The following is a 17,292-nucleotide window of genomic DNA, read 5'->3' as shown; positions in this document are numbered from 1 at the left end:
TTATGAAATTCAATAGTACTATTTTTAGATTGATGCAATTAGGCCTCGTCGCTTTGGTAGGTCTAGCTTCCTGCAATAAATATTTGGATATTGCACCCCCTTCGTCCATTATACCCGAAGCTTATCTGGATGAGGAGTCACAACTTGCTGCTTATACCGTAAATCAATATGCTGGACTATTTCCTTCGCACGGCAACTGGTCATTTGGCACTTTCGGCATCGACGGAAACACAGACAATATGGCTATTCCTACACTCGATAACAAGTTTATTCCGGGCCAATGGCGCGTAGGATCGAATGGCGGTGACTGGGATTTTTCAAGTATTTATCAGATGAATTATTTTATAAATACGGTGGTTCCCAAATGGAAGGAAAATCGTATTCTCGGAAACTCAAGTAATATATCACATTATATCGGTGAAGCCTATTTTTTACGGGCCTACGTTTACTTTGGGAAATTGCAGGCCTTGGGTGATTTTCCTATTATTCGCAATGTGATGTCGGATAAGGATAAGAATATTTTGGTGGAAGCAAGTAAGCGTTCGCCAAGAAATGAAGTGGCTCGTTTTATTCTTTCTGACTTGGATTCGGCAATTACCTTGCTGAACCAAAGTTCGCCTGACGGCAAGAAGCAGCGGATCTCAAAAAATGTCGCGCAACTTTTCAAATCCCGAGTGGCTTTGTATGAGGGTACATGGCTCAAATACTTCAGCGGAACAGCATTCGTCCCTAAAGGACCAAACTGGCCGGGAGCTGCAAAATCATACAATAGCAACTATGCATTCCCAACCGGAAGTATTGCCGAAGAAATCGACTACTTTTTAACGCAGGCCATGGAATCGGCTTCTGCTGTTGCTGACAATATTCAACTGGAAAATAATACCGGAATAATAGAATCTGCCAACAATGAGAATCCGTACTTCAGTATGTTCGGCGCAGTGGATATGTCGGGTTATGGTGAAGTACTGCTGTGGCGTCAATATAATCAAAGCCTGGTGACACATAATGTGCCTGTTTATGCTCAACGCGGAAATTATGCGGTTGGTTTGACACGCGGCCTTGTCGAAAGCTTCCTGATGTCCAATGGACTGCCTATTTACGCCACGGGCAGCGGTTATGCGGGCGACGATTACATTGCAGATGTTCGGAAGAATCGCGATGGTCGTTTACAATTGTTTTTAAAAGAGCCTGGCCAAAAGAATGTATTGGTCAATATTGGACAAGGTACGCACTATACCCTTATTGAGCCCACACCGACTGTTTACGATACCGATTGGGAAAGACGTTATACAACGGGTTATACCATACGTAAGGGTATTTCATACGACGGTTTACAAACGCTCAACGGTCAGGGATTTACGGGTAGCATTACCTTCCGAGCCACCGAGGCTTACCTCAATTACATGGAGGCCTGTTATGAAAAGAATCAAAATTTAGATACGAAGGCACAGGCCTATTGGCGCGCACTGCGTACGCGGGCTAAGGTCGATCCAGATTTCAATGCGACCATTGCGGCAACGCAAATGGATAAAGAAAAGAAAGATTGGGGCGCGTATTCTGCAGGACAGTTTGTATCACCAACATTGTACAATATACGTCGCGAACGCAGAAGCGAACTTATGGCGGAAGGTCTGCGTTGGATGGATCTTAAGCGTTGGCGGGCAATGGACCAGCTGATTACAACAGCAGACCATTTTGAAGGTTTTAAACTTTGGGGACCGATGAAAGAATGGTATAAACCCGAACAGCTGATTTATGGTGCTACCGATGATAAATCTGTCGTTTCAGATCCTGCGCGGAGTGAATACCTCAGACCATTGGAGATCCGAAGCAATGCCCTGTCTTATACCGGTGTAAAATTTGCCATGGCGCATTACCTCGCACCCATTGCCACAGAGCATTTCCAGTTGGCTTCGGATGATGGAACAGCAGAAAACTCTGTTATTTATCAAAATCCAGGATGGTCACTGATCAGTGGAACTGCCCCAACCGGCTTGTAGAAATATAAAAAGGGATATGTGTCATCTCATTATTACACAAATACGAATATATCCCTCTTTTTGACTCAATATCCCCCTTGACTACGTAGGAAAAGGGGGATATTTTTGTTTACTGATCATCACGAGCAGTTAACTCAAAGAAACTTAAACTAAATCATGAAAAAACTTTTATCTGTCTGTCTTAGTTTGCTGTCAAGTTGTTTTGCCGCATATAGTCAACAGCCCGTCCCACCACAGTATAAATTGGTATGGTCGGATGAGTTTGATTATAATGGTGCGCCCGACACGACTAAATGGAGTTACGAAGAAGGTTTCAAACGTAACCGGGAAGAGCAGTGGTATCAAAAGGAAAACGCTTCCTGTCGTAATGGCCTGTTGGTTATTGAAGCAAAAAAAGAACAACGTAATCATCCGGGTTTTATTCAGGGCAGCTCTGATTGGATTGCCAGCCGTAAAAAGATAACCTATACTTCGGCTTCGATAAATACTTTAGGAAAGCAGCACTGGAAATACGGGATTTTTGAAATCCGGGCACGTATCCCAGTTGGTGAGGGCCTTTGGCCTGCATTCTGGACATTAGGCACCACTAAAGAATGGCCATCCAATGGTGAAATAGATATCATGGAATATTACCGCGGGAATATATTAGCCAATATCGCAACTGGCACTGACCAACGGTGGAAAGCACATTGGTTCGGTAAGACGAAAGCAGTCAAAGATCTTGGCGGAAAGGCTTGGGCAGATCAGTTCCATACCTGGCGAATGATTTGGGATGAAGAAGCTATTACGCTTTATGTGGATGATATGGAAATGCTTCACGTTCCTATGGATCAACTGGTCAATCGGGACAGTACCGGATTCAATCCATTTACCCAACCGCATTATCTCCTGTTAAATTTGGCCCTCGGCGGAATAAATGGCGGCAAGATAACTGATAAATTACTTCCTGCAAAATATGAAATTGATTATGTACGGGTTTATCAAAAAAAGGAACATGCTGAGATGCATAGTTTTACGCCAGGGGAAATATGGAAAGACCAATCCGGTCATGTAATCAATGCCCATGGCGGCGGCGTACTTCATCAAAATGGAAAATATTATTGGTACGGTGAGAAACGTGGCGGAACGACATCCCAGGGCGTCAATGTGTACTCATCCAATGATTTGTATAACTGGAAGTTTGAAGGATTGGCTCTCACACCTAGTGCAGATTCTACAAGCGATATTGCCTGGGGCTGTATTATGGAGCGGCCAAAGGTTATCTATCACGAGCAGCTGAAGAAATATGTCATGTGGTTCCATCTTGAGTTGAAGGGGCAGGGCTATGCAGCAGCCAGAGCCGCTGTCGCTATCAGTGACTCTCCGCTTGGGCCTTTTCAGTTTGTTCATAGCTTCAGGCCTAATAACAATATGTCACGCGATATGGGGCTTTTTGTTGACACCGATGGCAAGGCTTACCAAATTTATTCATCGGATGAAAATTATGCTTTACGTATGGTTCAATTAACCGATGATTACCTGCATGTGACAGCGAAAGATTCCTTGCTCTTCCGGAATCATCGGGAAGCCCCAGCTTTATTCAAGTACAAAGATAAGTATTATCTGATCACCAGCGGATGCACTGGCTGGGCTCCAAATCGTGCAGAGCTTCATGTTGCTACAGATCTTTTTGGTCCTTGGAAGTCCCTAGGGGATCCAATGCAAGGACCAAATTCGGCTTTGACTTATGGTGGCCAATCGACATTTATCCTGCCTGTCGCAGGAAAAAAGGATGCCTTTATCTTTATGGCCGACCGCTGGAATCCCAAAGATCTTATGGATAGCAGATATATCTGGCTTCCGGTTGATCTCCAGAATGAAAAAGTACAGATAAATTGGAAGGATCAGTGGGACTTAAGTGTATTTCACTAATTCGACCATATAGTCCGGACTCAACCTAGATTCAGCTAAACAAATCAATCTTTTTTGAAATGATTTATTAATCGATAAATAATAAAAAATGCAATCTCTGAATAAATTATTGCCTATTCTACTCTATAGTTTTGTCTTCTCCTTCGGGTATGCACAATCCAGTGTTACCCTGACTTATGAGCGGAATAAAATGCAACAGCAAGATACTGTTGTCCGAAAAGGGATCCCTTGGTTGGATGAAACGATTACCGAAGAAAATCGGCTGCCCATGCATACAGATTTTGTGACCTTTCCGCATACGTCTCAGATCATCAACAGCGATTGGCGTGAATCCTCTGCATATTTAAGTTTGAATGGTCCCTGGAAATTTAAATGGGTAAATAGCCCTTCAAAACTACCAGCTAACTTTGAATCATTAACTTATGACGATCGTCATTGGGACAATTTTCAGGTGCCTGCAAACTGGGAACTCAATGGATTTGGTTTCCCGATGTATACGACCTCAGGTTTTGAATTTACCTATTTGATCGGGAAACCAAACCCACCAATTGTGCCGATGGATTTCAACCCTACGGCTGTGTATCGCCGTGAGGTAGTCATTCCCGAGGATTGGCAGGGAAAGCCCGTAATTCTCCATATTGGCGCAGCCAAATCGAATTTATCTGTTTGGGTAAACGGTCAATATGTCGGGTATGGGGAGGATAGCAAATTACCATCCGAGTTTGACATAACAGCATATTTGAGAAAAGGAAAAAATCTAATTACAATGCGCGTCATGCGATGGGGAGTCGCAAATTATTTGGAGGATCAGGATATGTGGCGCCTTAGTGGAATCACGCGAGACTGTTATCTGCTGGTTCGGCAACCAGTGCATCTACGTGATATTCAATTGTCGCCGACCCTCAATGATACCTTTGATAAAGGACAGTTAAAAACTAAGCTGATCTTTAACCAGGCCAGTCGTGGGGATCTAATGGCAGAGGTTACACTTCATAGAAACGGTCGGCTTGTGTCAATTGAAACTGTTAAAGTCGACGGACAGGAAATGGATATTGAACAGACCATAGACCATCCTGAACTATGGTCGGCCGAAATGCCAAATTTATACCAGGTGACTGTTAAACTTACAGATCCTGATGGCAAACTCAGCGAGATCGTTCCCCAGCGAGTAGGCTTCCGTAGGGTCGAGATCAAAGAAGGTCAGTTGCTCGTTAATGGACAGCCCATACTTATCAAGGGAATAAACAGGCACGAAACAGATCCTGTTACTGGTCATGTGATCTCGAAAGAAAGTATGTTGCGCGATGTACAGCTCATGAAAAAATTCAATATCAATGCTGTTCGTACCAGCCACTATCCCAATGCCGAATATTGGTTGCAGCTCTGTGACCAATATGGATTGTATGTAATTGATGAGGCTAATATCGAATCACATGGCATGGGCTATGACCTGTCCTATACGATGGCCAATAGGCCGACCTGGGAGAAAGCACATGTTGCCCGTGTTGAACGCCTTATTCAGCGCGATCGGAATCATCCTAGCGTAATTATTTGGAGTATGGGCAACGAAGCCGGAAATGGTTATAATTTCTATCGGGCCTACCTCCGGATGAAAGAGCTCGATAAAAGTCGCCCTGTACAATACGAAAGGGCTGTGAATAATTATGGTGAATTGAGATTTGACTGGAATACGGATCTGATTGTACCGATGTATGCAAGTCCATCTGCAATGAAGAATTATGCAGCGCGCAACCCTAAGCCCCAAAGGCCCTTTATTCAATGTGAGTATGCACATGCCATGGGGAATTCATTGGGAAACTTTAAGGATTATTGGGACATCATTCGGGCAAACAAAGGAATATTTCAAGGCGGATATATCTGGGATTTTGTGGACCAATGTTTTGTTAAAACCAATGCTAAAGGTGATACAGTATATACCTATGGTGGAGATTATGAACCTAAAGAAGCGATAACGGACTGGAATTATGCTTCCAAAGGAATTTTTTATGCCAATAGAACACCCTATCCGCATGCCTGGGAAATGAAAAAAGTATATCAAGATATCCATAGTAGCCTATTGAACGAGAAAAAGATACAGGTTTACAACGAACGTTTTTTTACTGGACTTGAAAATGTTGAACTTCAATGGGAGCTTATTGTAGACGGAAAAAGAATGCAATCTGGTTTCATCAAGCATTTGAATGTGTTGCCTCAGCAATCTGCTGTACTGTCGATTCCGTATAAAGTGGATATACCGGGGGAAAAATTTCTGAATCTGACTTACCGATTGAAAAAAGCCGAGGCCCTACTTCCCATGGGGCATATTATTGCAACAGAACAGTTACCTCTGGGGGGCTCTTTTCAGCCTAAAACAGCCATTTTGGCACAGGGTAAAATCAAGACAGAGCGAAAAGATGGAAATTTGATCGTCTCGGCAAAACAGCTGCTGATGGAGTTTGACCTTAAATCAGGATGGTTAGCAAAATATCATTATAAAGGACAGGATTTTTTGGATGAACAAGCACTATTTAAGACTAATTTCTGGCGCGCGCCGAATGATAACGATTTCGGTGCAAATACGCCGGAAAAACTTAAACCTTGGAAACTGGTTACGGATTCGATTGAACTGCTTGAAATTAGATCCGAATTAATCGATAGCCTGGCCTATGTATATGCGACTTACCAGATGCCTCAGGTATATGGGCAATTAGAAATGAAATACTGCATTAATCAACGGGGGGAAATGCGTATTTCTCAATCCTTCGCTGCTGACACCACAAAAAAAGTTGCGGTTCTGCCACGTTTTGGTATGCAATGGATTATGCCATCGGGCTTTGAAGCCATTAATTACTACGGTAGGGGACCACAGGAGAACTACATCGACCGTAATTTTGCGTCACATGTCGGAATTTATAAACAGACCGTCGATCAACAGTATTTCCCCTATGTAATGCCACAGGAGACAGGAAATAAGACCGATATCAGATGGATGGAAATAAAAAATAAACAAGGTCGGGGATTGTTCTTCACGGCAGATTCTACATTTAGTATGAGCGCTTTGCATTATTTTGACAAAGATTTGGACGATGGTCCCAAGCGACAACAACGTCATGCAGCTGACCTTGTTAAAAGAAAGCAAACGCAACTTAATATTGACCTCAGACAAATGGGCGTGGGTGGAATCAATAGCTGGGGAGCATGGCCGCTGAATGAATATACATTGCCTTACAAAGATTATTCATTCTCCTTTATCATAAAACCAGTCGAATAAATATAAACGTCCTGTACAGCAAAAAGCGTTCTTAATTGCTGTACAGGGCTTATTTTATTTTTTGACATAGACTAAGGCCGATCGACATGGAATTCATTCTGAAATGCTTTTCGGTACTTTTTGACATAGTCGGATGGTGTATGGCCAAACAATTTGCTGAACTGCTGTCTAAAGTAGCGTTGATCGTAGAAACCTGTTAAATTAGCTACTTCATTGATTTTTGAATCTGTCAGTATGAGCATTTCTGCTGCTTTTTTGAGTCGTACCGACCTGATAAATTCATTGATCGATTTGCCTGAAATGGTTTTAATTTTTTTATAGAGTGAAGAATGACTCATTCCTGTTTTTTCGGCAAGACTTATTACAGTCAGTTCTTCCAACAGGTTCTCTTCAATAATCTCAATGCACCGTTCTATCAACAGCTTGTCTGTGATCGGTATCTTTAGCTCATTGGACTGTAGCGTAATCGCATTAAAGAAAAAGTCCTGCAGGTTCTTCTTGTTCTGCAGTAATGTTTTGACCCGGAGTAACAATATTTCCGAATCAAATGGCTTATGGATATAATCATCGGCACCATATTGGATTCCGGCCAATTTAGTGCTGTCAGAGGTACTTGAGGTAAGAAGGATGATTTGAATATGGTTGAGCGTAGCATTAGATTTTACGGCTTTGCAAAGTGACAATCCATCCATCTCTTCCATGATAATATCACTTATGACCAGATCAGGTTGTTTTTCCTTGATCATATCGAGTGCCTGAACACCATTATGGGCATTATAGACCGTGTATTCTTCCTTAAAAATGTCGGTAAGATAGCTGCGGATAGCAGCATCGTCGTCGACCAATAAGACACTGAATTTTTTGCTTGCTATAGCTGTCGGGAATAAGGGAACGGTTTCCGTGACCACTTGTGAATCGTATAGCATTTGAATCCCCGACTCATTGTGGAGCGCTACATCTGCCAATGGTTCTTCGGCTGGGGTTTGTTGCGCTATGATAGGCAAAACGAGGTCGAATGTTGTTCCCGCTGTTGCTGAACTCGTGTAACTTATTGTTCCGGCGTGCATTTCAACAAAAGTTTTGACAAGGTACATCCCAATCCCGAATCCTGTTTGTTTTTTGGGGCCATTAAGTGGATCCGAAAAATATTTGTCAAATATCCTATCGCCAAGATGTTCGGGGATACCTTTTCCCGAGTCTTTGATCTGAATGGTTAATTCCCGCCCCTGTTGCGATAAGGCAATATGGATAGCACCATTGGAGGGCGTAAATTTAAAGGCATTTGATATAAGATTGCATAAGATGATCTCAATTTTTTCTTTGTCAGCATTGACATAAATCGGATCGGAATTTTCCAGAAACTGATAATCTATATTTTGTAATTTTGCCTGAGCAGCGAAATATAGAAATATTTCTTTCATAAAGCTTTGGCAGTCAAAAATACTTGTTTTGAGCTGTTCGGCGCCGTCCTCTGTTTTTCTAAATACAAGCAGCTGGTCTACCAAACTTAACAGTCTTTTGGCATTTCTATGTACAACCTGAAGGGAAGCGTTGTCCTTGGACTCTTTATTGGTCTTTAGCAGATCTTTAATCGGATTAATAATTAAGGTCAGTGGTGTTCTAAATTCATGCGAAATATTCGTGAAAAATGCGTGCCTCTTCTCATTGAGTTCTCTTTCTTTCTGAATGGTAAATTTTGAAAGCTGTATTTCGTAATTTAAAGCGATTTGCCTTCTCCGATAGCGCAGATACCATAGTCCGATATAGGCAATAGCCAGCGTGTAAAGCAGGTAGGCCCACCAGCTTCTATACCAAGGCGGAAGAATTTGAATCTCGAGCTTAATCTGTTTATTCGTCCAATTGCCTTCCGAGTCGGTCGATTGAATAAGCAGGGTATAATCTCCTTCATGCAGACCGTTGTAATTTATTGATCGGGTAGACCCTGCATCGTTCCATCCCTTGTCCAATCCTTCCAATAGATACCTGTATTTTATCTTTTGTGGGGAATCAAACTCCAGGGCTGCAAACTCCAGCGAAAAAGTGGATTGATTGTAGGGGAGCGTCAATTTGTGAATGCTATGATCTTTTCCAATATCGACCCGGTCGCTCAGGTCGGCAATTTTTTTATTGTTAATTTTAAGGCTTGTGATTGCTAAGGCTGGTTCATAAATTTTCAGTTTAATGCTGTCGGCGTCAAAGATGTTAAAACCGTTGTTTCCTCCGAAAAGAAGATGGCCGTTTTTGAGCTTAAGAGCGGCCCCATAGGAAAATTCGTTGCTTTGAAGCCCATCAGTTTCCTCATACCTTACAAATTTTTTAGTGGAAGGGTCGAACTTCGAAAGCCCATTAAAGGTGCTCAGCCACAATTTTCCGGTTTTATCTTCCAAAATATTAAGTACGGCATTGTTACTCAAACCTTCATTTGTGGAATAATTTTCGACAATCTTTTTTGATTTGCTATCAAATGCCAAGAGCCCTTTTCCTTCTGTTCCCAGCCAAAGTCTGTTATTTTTTCCGAGCTGAATGGCACGAACAGGTTTTCCTATTAAATACCTGGAGCTTTTTTGCGTCTGCTTGTTTAGCTGTATGATCTCATTGTAATTCCCCATCCATATATTACCTCTCTGATCATCAATCATACAATTGATATCATAGATGTCTTCGCTGAATACTTCAAATTGGTCGCGTGTTGGATTATATGTATATACTCTTCCCTCAGAAAATGTCGCTGCCCAGATCTTCGCATCCTGATCCTTAAAAAGTAACTGTACACTGTTATTTAGCACCCCATTTGCTGTCCTGCAAGCATAATATTTAAACCCCGAACCTTTTGCGTAACGCGCAATTCCCCTTTCAGTTGCGATCCATAGGTCTCCATGATTTCCGGTCAAAAGATGGTTTACCGTATTGTCCGGCAATTGCTGTGGCCCTTTTTGGAAAGATTGAACCTGATTGGTCTTGTCATCCCATACATAAAGGCCATTGCCTTCGGTACCAATCCAGATCTTGTTATCATATTCTACGAAAGAACGTACAAATTTGTGCGCTAAGTTAAATCCCGCATAATGTTTCTGCTGTAAATAATTAAATTTATAGCCATTGTTATCAATGGTCTCAATACCGCCCTTTCCAGTGCCGATCCATATTTTACGTTGGGAGTCTATGTAAACCATATAAATGGTCTTGCTATTTAGTAAAAATTGTGCGGGTTGTAGATCACTTTTGTTTACTGCTTTTCCATGAGATAGGTTAAGAATAAAAATACCATTGTTTTGCGTGGCTAACCAAAGTTTGTTTTGCCCCTCCAGCGTCAGCATGTTGATCTGACTTGACTTAAGCTCCTGTGGATACAAGGACGAAAGCATATGCTCTTTGATTTTCCAAACAAATAATCCCTCGTAATTACCAATAAAGAGTTCACCGCTGTTTGTGCTAGCCATACAGGTTGCACTCGTAATAGCCTTTGATACAAGATTCAACTGCTGCGTTTTTTTATCGAAAGTATATAAACCGCTTCCCTCTATAAAAACCCATACCCGGCCGGTCGCGTCAATATGCGTGGCCGATACATGGTAGTATAAGTTGGATTGGTTCGATTTATAATCTTTAAAAGCAATTTGTATGGCATATGCTTCTTGATGACTTTTGTAAAATAGCCCCCAGCCGTTTGTGCCTATATAAATATTATTGTCACTATCGATTTGAATGGATTTCGTGTCAGCATTGAGATGATATGACTGTTTTGATTTTTGGTCTATATAATTTAAGCGGCTGAAGGTGTCAAAGTTTCGGTCGTAGATTCCAATCCCTTGCCCAGTTCCTATCCATAATTTTTTATTGCGGTCTTCTGCTATACAATAGATATAATTATGCGGAATGCTATTTTCATTATTTAGCTGGTTTCTATAGGTTTTTATATCATAACCGTCGAATCTGTTTAGTCCGTCGAAGGTACCAAACCACATATAGCCCTGACTATCCTGAAATATAGATTTCACCGAACTATTCGATAAACCTTTATTCATCTCCTTGGGAAATTGCGCACTGGTCAGCATGCTTGTGTGAACAAGAATGAGAACGAATATCAGGATCAAGGCCTGACGAAAATATAGGAGACTGTTCAAACTAGGCATGTTAGCAGCTATGTTAGTATAGTATTTCCGATATCAGATAATTTATCGATTCTTCCTTATCATAGGTTATTATCTTGAAAACGACTTTTGTGATCAGAAAAAGTCAATTTGAAGATTATATGGTTAAAGATACGATTGTTTTTTAAAATAAGTGTATATTGTACGTTTATTTAAGGCGAGCTGCTTTACGACTAAAATTTTGCTTCATAAAGCAAAAAGAGGACAGGATGAAATAATAAGTGCCTCTATTAAAATAGTGTACAAACCAATTTAAAGTAGCTTTTGTGCTAGTTTATCAAAAAATACGATACATCTAAATATATGCGGATCAATTTTATCTTATGTCTATTGTTTGTAGGACTTATCAGATCCATTCCAATAAACAGGACTATTGGTGGTGGGCCGATGGCTCGTATATGACTTGATGTACACTTTTCTTTCTTTTGGCTTACGTATTTTTAAGTTATGTAAAGGCACTTTAAAATGGAATAGCCGTAATGATCATAATGGGGATACTTTCGTTGGATAATAAATATTGCATTTCAGTTTGTTGATCGAGAGGCTTTTCGTAATTTAAGTGTCATAAACACAATTATAAACTTTTTATGAAAAATCTCTACTTGATTCTTTTGGGATTATTTTGGCCTTTTCATGTCGTATGGTGTCAGTCGTCTATCGTCTATTTGGGCCTTGATAAGGGGCTTTCAAATGATTTTGTTACTGCGATCTTTCAGGATAGTGAGGGATTTATGTGGTTTGGCACATCAAATGGTTTGAACCGTTACGATGGATACGAATTTAAAGTTTTTAAAAACGATCCATTGTCTAAAAATACACTCCCTGACAACCGTGTGACAGCTGTCGCCGAAAGTTCTTCGGCACAGCTATATGTTGCGACCAAAGGTGGGCTAGCAGTGATAGATCCCAACCGCACACAGTGTGAGCAAGTTTTGGTGAACTCACCTAAAGGAAATAGGCCACTAAATTTTCCGATCCATCAGATAGAGAAAGATATTCTCGGCCAATTGTTTGTACAGGGTGGATCTGAAGGGCTATTTAAAATTGAAGAAACAAGAGCGGGAAGTGTCGCCCAGAAGATACCCTTACAATACGCTGGCCAACAGCTGCCCTATTATCGCGTTTCTGCTATTTGCAAAGCAGTTGATGCGGGAGTTTGGGCATTCATAGACCATGTTGGTTTGGCTTATTACGATAGTAAAAAACACCTTTTTTCAATCGTAAAAAAAGTTGATTTCCAGTCGACAACGATGGCGGTAGCACCAACAGGAGATATTTGGTTTGCCAGCAACCAAAAAATTATTTGTTATCATATAAAAACAGGCACGTTTACGAACTATAATTACGATACCTATAGAAAAGCTGTCGTTAACCTTTATTTTGGAAAAGACAAAAAGCTCTGGATATGTACAGACGGCAGCGGCATACAGAAATTTAATAGCATGACGCGAACGTTTGAGTATGATATCGGATTTGATCAACAGCAATTAACCAGTCGATCTGTTTTTGCCTTATTGGAAGATGCGGAAGATCGGCTTTGGATTGGTACATTGAGAGGTGGGGTTAATATCGTGGATCCTGCAAAAAGAAGGTTCCAAACATTTAAAATTAATCCCAGTAGCCAACAGGTAAATACTGCCGACTTTATTTTATCGTTCGAGCAAGCCGATCAAAATCATATATGGATCGGAACCGATGGGGATGGATTATACAAATGGAGTATATCGAAAGGTAGCTTGGTCAATTATCCCTATTCAGCGCATAAGGATCTTAAACCCGCTTTTATAACCTCGTTAATCCAACATCAAAATGACCAGTTGTGGATTGGTAGTTATGATACGGGAATTGTCAAATTAAATACCAAAACTGGCCAGGCAAAACATTACCCCTGTTATTATCCTAACACTCAATATGTCAATAATGCTGTATGGCGTTTATTTAAAGACAGTAGGGGGACGCTTTGGGCATCAACACTCGCCAGTGGAAATGTCTATTGCTTGGATACCATCGCAGATCAGTTTAAACACCTCAATTTGCCGATAAATGATGTGTTAACTTTTTTTGAAGACAAGGATGCTGTTTTGTGGATGGGATCTTGGAGCGCCTTATTCCGACTAGACTTGCGTACGATGAAATACAATAGCTATCACATTGGAAGCCCAATTCGTTTTATCCAACAAACAGAAAGTGGTTTTCTTTGGCTAGGCACAGAGGGTGGAGGACTTTTACATCTGAATCTAAGCTCGATGAACTATAGACGCTATACGGAAAAGGATGGCCTTGTTAGCAATACCTTGTTGAATGGCTTACAGGATGCACAGGGTAATATGTGGATGTCTTCACTTGATGGACTCTCCAAAATGGATGTACAAAAAAAAACATTTCAAAACTTCTATCAGTCAGACGGTCTCCAGAGCAATCAATTTAATTACAACGCTGCCATTAAATTACGGGACGATCTGTTGGTTTTTGGTGGTATCCGTGGGTTCAATTTATTCAGGCCGCAGGATATATTTTTTAAGGCCAGGTTTCCCGCGTTGAAATTGACCCGATTGAGCATTGGGAATGTGCCATTCGGGCAAAATGAAGCGTATAAGCAAATCTCTTTGAACGCTGTTCAAAGCTTAAAAATACCATATGAAAAGGCTATTTTATCTTTTTCCTTTGCAGCATTGGATTATAGTTTTTCGGATAGGATCGACTACGCCTATTATTTGGAAGGTTGGGACAAAGATTGGAATTACGTCAATAAACAGCGGACTGCTTATTATTCGAATCTCAGGGAAGGCAAGTATAAATTGCATATCCGGTCGAGTAACGCGAATGGCCAATGGAATCAAGCAGAACGTATTATTGACGTGGAAGTTTTACCCCCTTGGTATCGAAGTATATGGGCATATATAGGGTATCTTTTGCTGCTCGTGGCGGTCCTCTATCTTTACAATAGGTATCGGGAGAATAAGGATCTATTGCTTTTTAAATTAAAGACGGCCGAATTTGAACGGGAAAAAGAGCACGAGTTACTCGAAGATAAGCTGGCATTTTTTACCCATATCGTCCATGAAATTAGGACTCCATTGACGCTCATTGTAAATCCCATCAAAGACATTGTCAACAAATCAAAAAAAAATATGGGCGAGTCAGAGGAACTACTGTCTGTTTACAATCATTCCAAGCGATTGTTAAACCTTGCGGATAAACTTCTTTTGTTTAGAAAATCCGATGGAAATTTTGATGAGCTTGCTTATACAGTATTTGATATCATACAGGTTTTACGAGGGACGTTTGATTCTTTTAGGCAATTGGCCGATTCTCGAAATATCAGTTACACATTTGAGACTGATATTGAAAGATTAATCCTAAATGCAGATTATGAAAAATTGGAAATTTGTTTTATCAATCTACTTCAAAATGCACTTAAATATACGGCCAATGGCGGATCTGTCTGTATTAAAGTGAGTCGTATAGACCAGGAACTAAGGTGTGCTATCATTGATTCGGGACAGGGCTTGCCAACTCAGCTAACGGAAGAAATATTTAAACCTTTTAAACGCAATTTTAGCTTATTTAATCACGGTGCTGATGGTTTTGGCATCGGACTGTTTTTTGTGAAAAAATTCATTAGTCTGCATCAAGGTAGATTGGAATATTTTGCGAATCCGTATGCTGGAGCAACTTTTTCAATTTCATTACCCATTACCCAGGTCAGTTCATCAGCTATTGTTGGCAGCGTCGAATTACAACAAACAGCGACTGGATATCGTAGTGCTGTAGCAGGAGAGCAGCCCGAACCTTCAGCTTCAACTTATTCCGTGCAAAGTCAGGCACTTGATGAATTGTATGAAAATGATTTGCAGGAGAAAATATTGATCGTCGACGACAGTGAAGATATGCTAAATTATATTGCTCGTATTTTTTCCGACAAATATCAGGTTGTCAAAGCAAATAGTGCTGAAACGGCATCAGCCATTTTAGAGAAATTAGAACCAAGTATTGTTATTAGTGATGTAATGATGAGCGGAACTTCCGGAATTGATCTCTGCAAACAGATGAAGAGCAGCATAAAGCGAAGTCATGTACCTATTATCTTGTTAACAGCAAGTTCGTCTTTTGATGTTAAATTAAACGGTATAGAAGTTGGTGCAGATGACTATATCGTCAAACCTTTTGACAGGGAGCTACTCGTGGCACGTGTAGAAAGTCTAATTGAAAATAAAAATAGATTACATACCTATTTTTATAGTGAAATTACCTTGCAGTCCAAAGACCATAAAGTTCCGGCAGCTTTTAAAGATTTTTTGCAACGGGCAATAGCCGTGGTTGAAAAGCATTTGTTGAATGAAAATTTTACGGTAAAGATGCTTGCCGAAGAGCTCGGGATGAGTCATTCCAATATGTATAGGCGTATAAAATCTATCTCAGGCAAATCTGCCAATGAATTTATCCGATCTATTCGGATGCGTCGGGCTGCGCAATTACTTATAGAAAACAAGACTAACATTAATGAAACCGCTTATCAAGTTGGTTTCAAAGATATCAAACATTTTAGACAGCATTTTTCCAAAATTTTTGGTTGTTCGCCCTCAGAATACCGTAAGCGCTACAGCCATCTGGGAAGCGTACCTACTAGTATCGGTTAATCTCCTGAGATATTTAAAATGCAAAAGAGAAGAAAAACGGCAGCTATTTAACATATTCCAGTTTCTCTTCTCTTTTTTGAAGGCTAGTTAGGTACTAGTAGGCGCCACTGTGACTGGTCATGCCGTCTTTCCGCATAGCTTCTATGATCAGGCAATTGTATACGTAATCCCAGCTTGAACTGACTTCTGAATTTTGATTTAAACCATAGGGCCACCAGTGCATGCTATCGCCATTTATAACCGCTGATTCGTCTGAGTTGATCATTTTTAACATATTGTTGGCATTTGCCAGACTATATTTGCCATTGATAATCGCTTGTGACCACCAGCTTGTCGTCCCGGTACCGAGGGTATGGTTCATCTCATGCAACATGGTACGGATATTTTGGTAGCCCTCGCTGGCACCAAATCGCATCCAGCCCTCGTTATTCGCGTCGGCTGTCGGAACCCCGGGGTCGTAGTTGAGGTAAACATGTTTGGTGGCCGAAGTATAATTATTGGCATACCAGACGGCACTGTCCAGGGCCACTTGCAATCGTTGGTATGCAGCAAGTTGTTGCGCTGTTGGATTGTCGACTTTATTGAATGTATAGGTTACCTTGCCCTTGGCGATTGTATGGAAGGAAATGTCGGGTCCGTAGCTTACACCTGTTTCATTGATCGCATAAGCACGTAAATGATAATTTGTACTTGGGGTAAGATTGAGCATGCCGATTCGAAATTTGCCTGTGCCTGTTGCGCCATTCATAACCTTATGATCAGTGACCGTCGGTTTTTCCTGTAGGCCCCAGCATATCCCTCGTTCAGTCACAGCGCCACCACCACTGCTGATAATATTGACGTCATAATAAGCAATTGATGATCCCACAATAAAGATCGGATTAGAGCTAAAGGTAACCGATTGTATATCGGCAGTGGTCAATACCTGTTGTTCGCCATAAGCAATTCCGCCCTTATTTTTGGCGTAAGGTCTAATGTAGTATGTTTGTGAGGGGGCAAGGGCTGTTAGTGCCACAGTAAATTCACCAGAACCTTTACTGGAAGTTGCTTCCATCGGATTATTGTCGATTGTCGGATTCGGGTCTTTGTTCCAGCAGATGCCACGACTGGTAACAAGGGCACCACCTTTGTTTAGCACTTTTCCTGTAATCATAGCACCTGTAGTCGTGATATTGGAAAAGGCTAATTTACCCAGCTCAGCAAGTGCGATGTCATCTGTTTTTTCTGTAGGCGTTACCATACTGCTTTCGGGAGTAGCCTTTTTACAGCCTGCTAAAGTGCAGGCTGTAAAAAAGGCGTAATAAACTAATCTATTCATC

At 41.0% G+C, this 17,292-nt stretch carries 6 protein-coding genes; 4 read left to right on the top strand and 2 right to left on the bottom strand.

Annotated elements, in window-relative coordinates; translation table 11 throughout:
• Positions 1-2: 2 nt before the first annotated feature.
• The 3 genes from ABTV71_RS22045 (at position 3) to ABTV71_RS22035 (ending at position 7,182) form a co-directional block, all read left to right on the top strand.
• The gene (locus ABTV71_RS22045) at positions 3-2,000 is read left to right on the top strand and encodes a RagB/SusD family nutrient uptake outer membrane protein (RefSeq protein ID WP_433901094.1); all 1,998 of its coding nucleotides are present in this window, start codon (positions 3-5) and stop codon (positions 1,998-2,000) included.
• A gap of 156 nt (positions 2,001-2,156) precedes the next feature.
• Positions 2,157-3,911, top strand: coding sequence for a family 43 glycosylhydrolase (locus ABTV71_RS22040; RefSeq protein ID WP_433901093.1), 1,755 nt, complete (start codon positions 2,157-2,159; stop codon positions 3,909-3,911).
• An 88-nt stretch (positions 3,912-3,999) separates the two neighbouring features.
• Positions 4,000-7,182, top strand: a complete 3,183-nt coding sequence (locus ABTV71_RS22035; protein ID WP_433901092.1) for a glycoside hydrolase family 2 TIM barrel-domain containing protein — start codon at positions 4,000-4,002, stop codon at positions 7,180-7,182.
• Between the two features lie 71 nt (positions 7,183-7,253).
• On the opposite strand, the gene ABTV71_RS22030 is transcribed toward ABTV71_RS22035, so the two are convergent.
• On the bottom strand, positions 7,254-11,315 hold the full coding sequence (locus ABTV71_RS22030; RefSeq protein WP_433901091.1) for a hybrid sensor histidine kinase/response regulator transcription factor: 4,062 nt from the start codon (positions 11,313-11,315) through the stop codon (positions 7,254-7,256).
• Between the two features lie 605 nt (positions 11,316-11,920).
• Between ABTV71_RS22030 and ABTV71_RS22025 the strand changes: the two genes are divergently transcribed.
• Complete coding sequence (locus ABTV71_RS22025) at positions 11,921-15,973, top strand: hybrid sensor histidine kinase/response regulator transcription factor (protein WP_433901090.1); 4,053 nt, start codon at positions 11,921-11,923, stop codon at positions 15,971-15,973.
• 94 nt (positions 15,974-16,067) lie between these two features.
• Here ABTV71_RS22025 and ABTV71_RS22020 read toward each other — a convergent pair whose 3' ends face one another.
• Complete coding sequence (locus tag ABTV71_RS22020) at positions 16,068-17,291, bottom strand: hypothetical protein (protein WP_433901089.1); 1,224 nt, start codon at positions 17,289-17,291, stop codon at positions 16,068-16,070.
• Position 17,292 lies beyond the last annotated feature (1 nt).

Origin of the sequence: Sphingobacterium puteale (assembly GCF_050986225.1) — a bacterium.
In the GTDB taxonomy this organism is placed as follows: domain Bacteria; phylum Bacteroidota; class Bacteroidia; order Sphingobacteriales; family Sphingobacteriaceae; genus Sphingobacterium; species Sphingobacterium puteale.
Note: the sequence above shows the minus strand (reverse complement) of the source record. Positions and strands in the feature narration are given on the sequence as shown.

What these genes read in the sequence shown, in the direction of transcription:
- ABTV71_RS22045 (WP_433901094.1), top strand. Translation starts at nt 3, where the DNA reads ATGAAATTCAATAGTACTATTTTTAGATTGATGCAATTAGGCCTCGTC.
- ABTV71_RS22040 (WP_433901093.1), top strand. Translation starts at nt 2,157, where the DNA reads ATGAAAAAACTTTTATCTGTCTGTCTTAGTTTGCTGTCAAGTTGTTTT.
- ABTV71_RS22035 (WP_433901092.1), top strand. Translation starts at nt 4,000, where the DNA reads ATGCAATCTCTGAATAAATTATTGCCTATTCTACTCTATAGTTTTGTC.
- ABTV71_RS22030 (WP_433901091.1), bottom strand. Translation starts at nt 11,315, where the DNA reads ATGCCTAGTTTGAACAGTCTCCTATATTTTCGTCAGGCCTTGATCCTG.
- ABTV71_RS22025 (WP_433901090.1), top strand. Translation starts at nt 11,921, where the DNA reads ATGAAAAATCTCTACTTGATTCTTTTGGGATTATTTTGGCCTTTTCAT.
- ABTV71_RS22020 (WP_433901089.1), bottom strand. Translation starts at nt 17,291, where the DNA reads ATGAATAGATTAGTTTATTACGCCTTTTTTACAGCCTGCACTTTAGCA.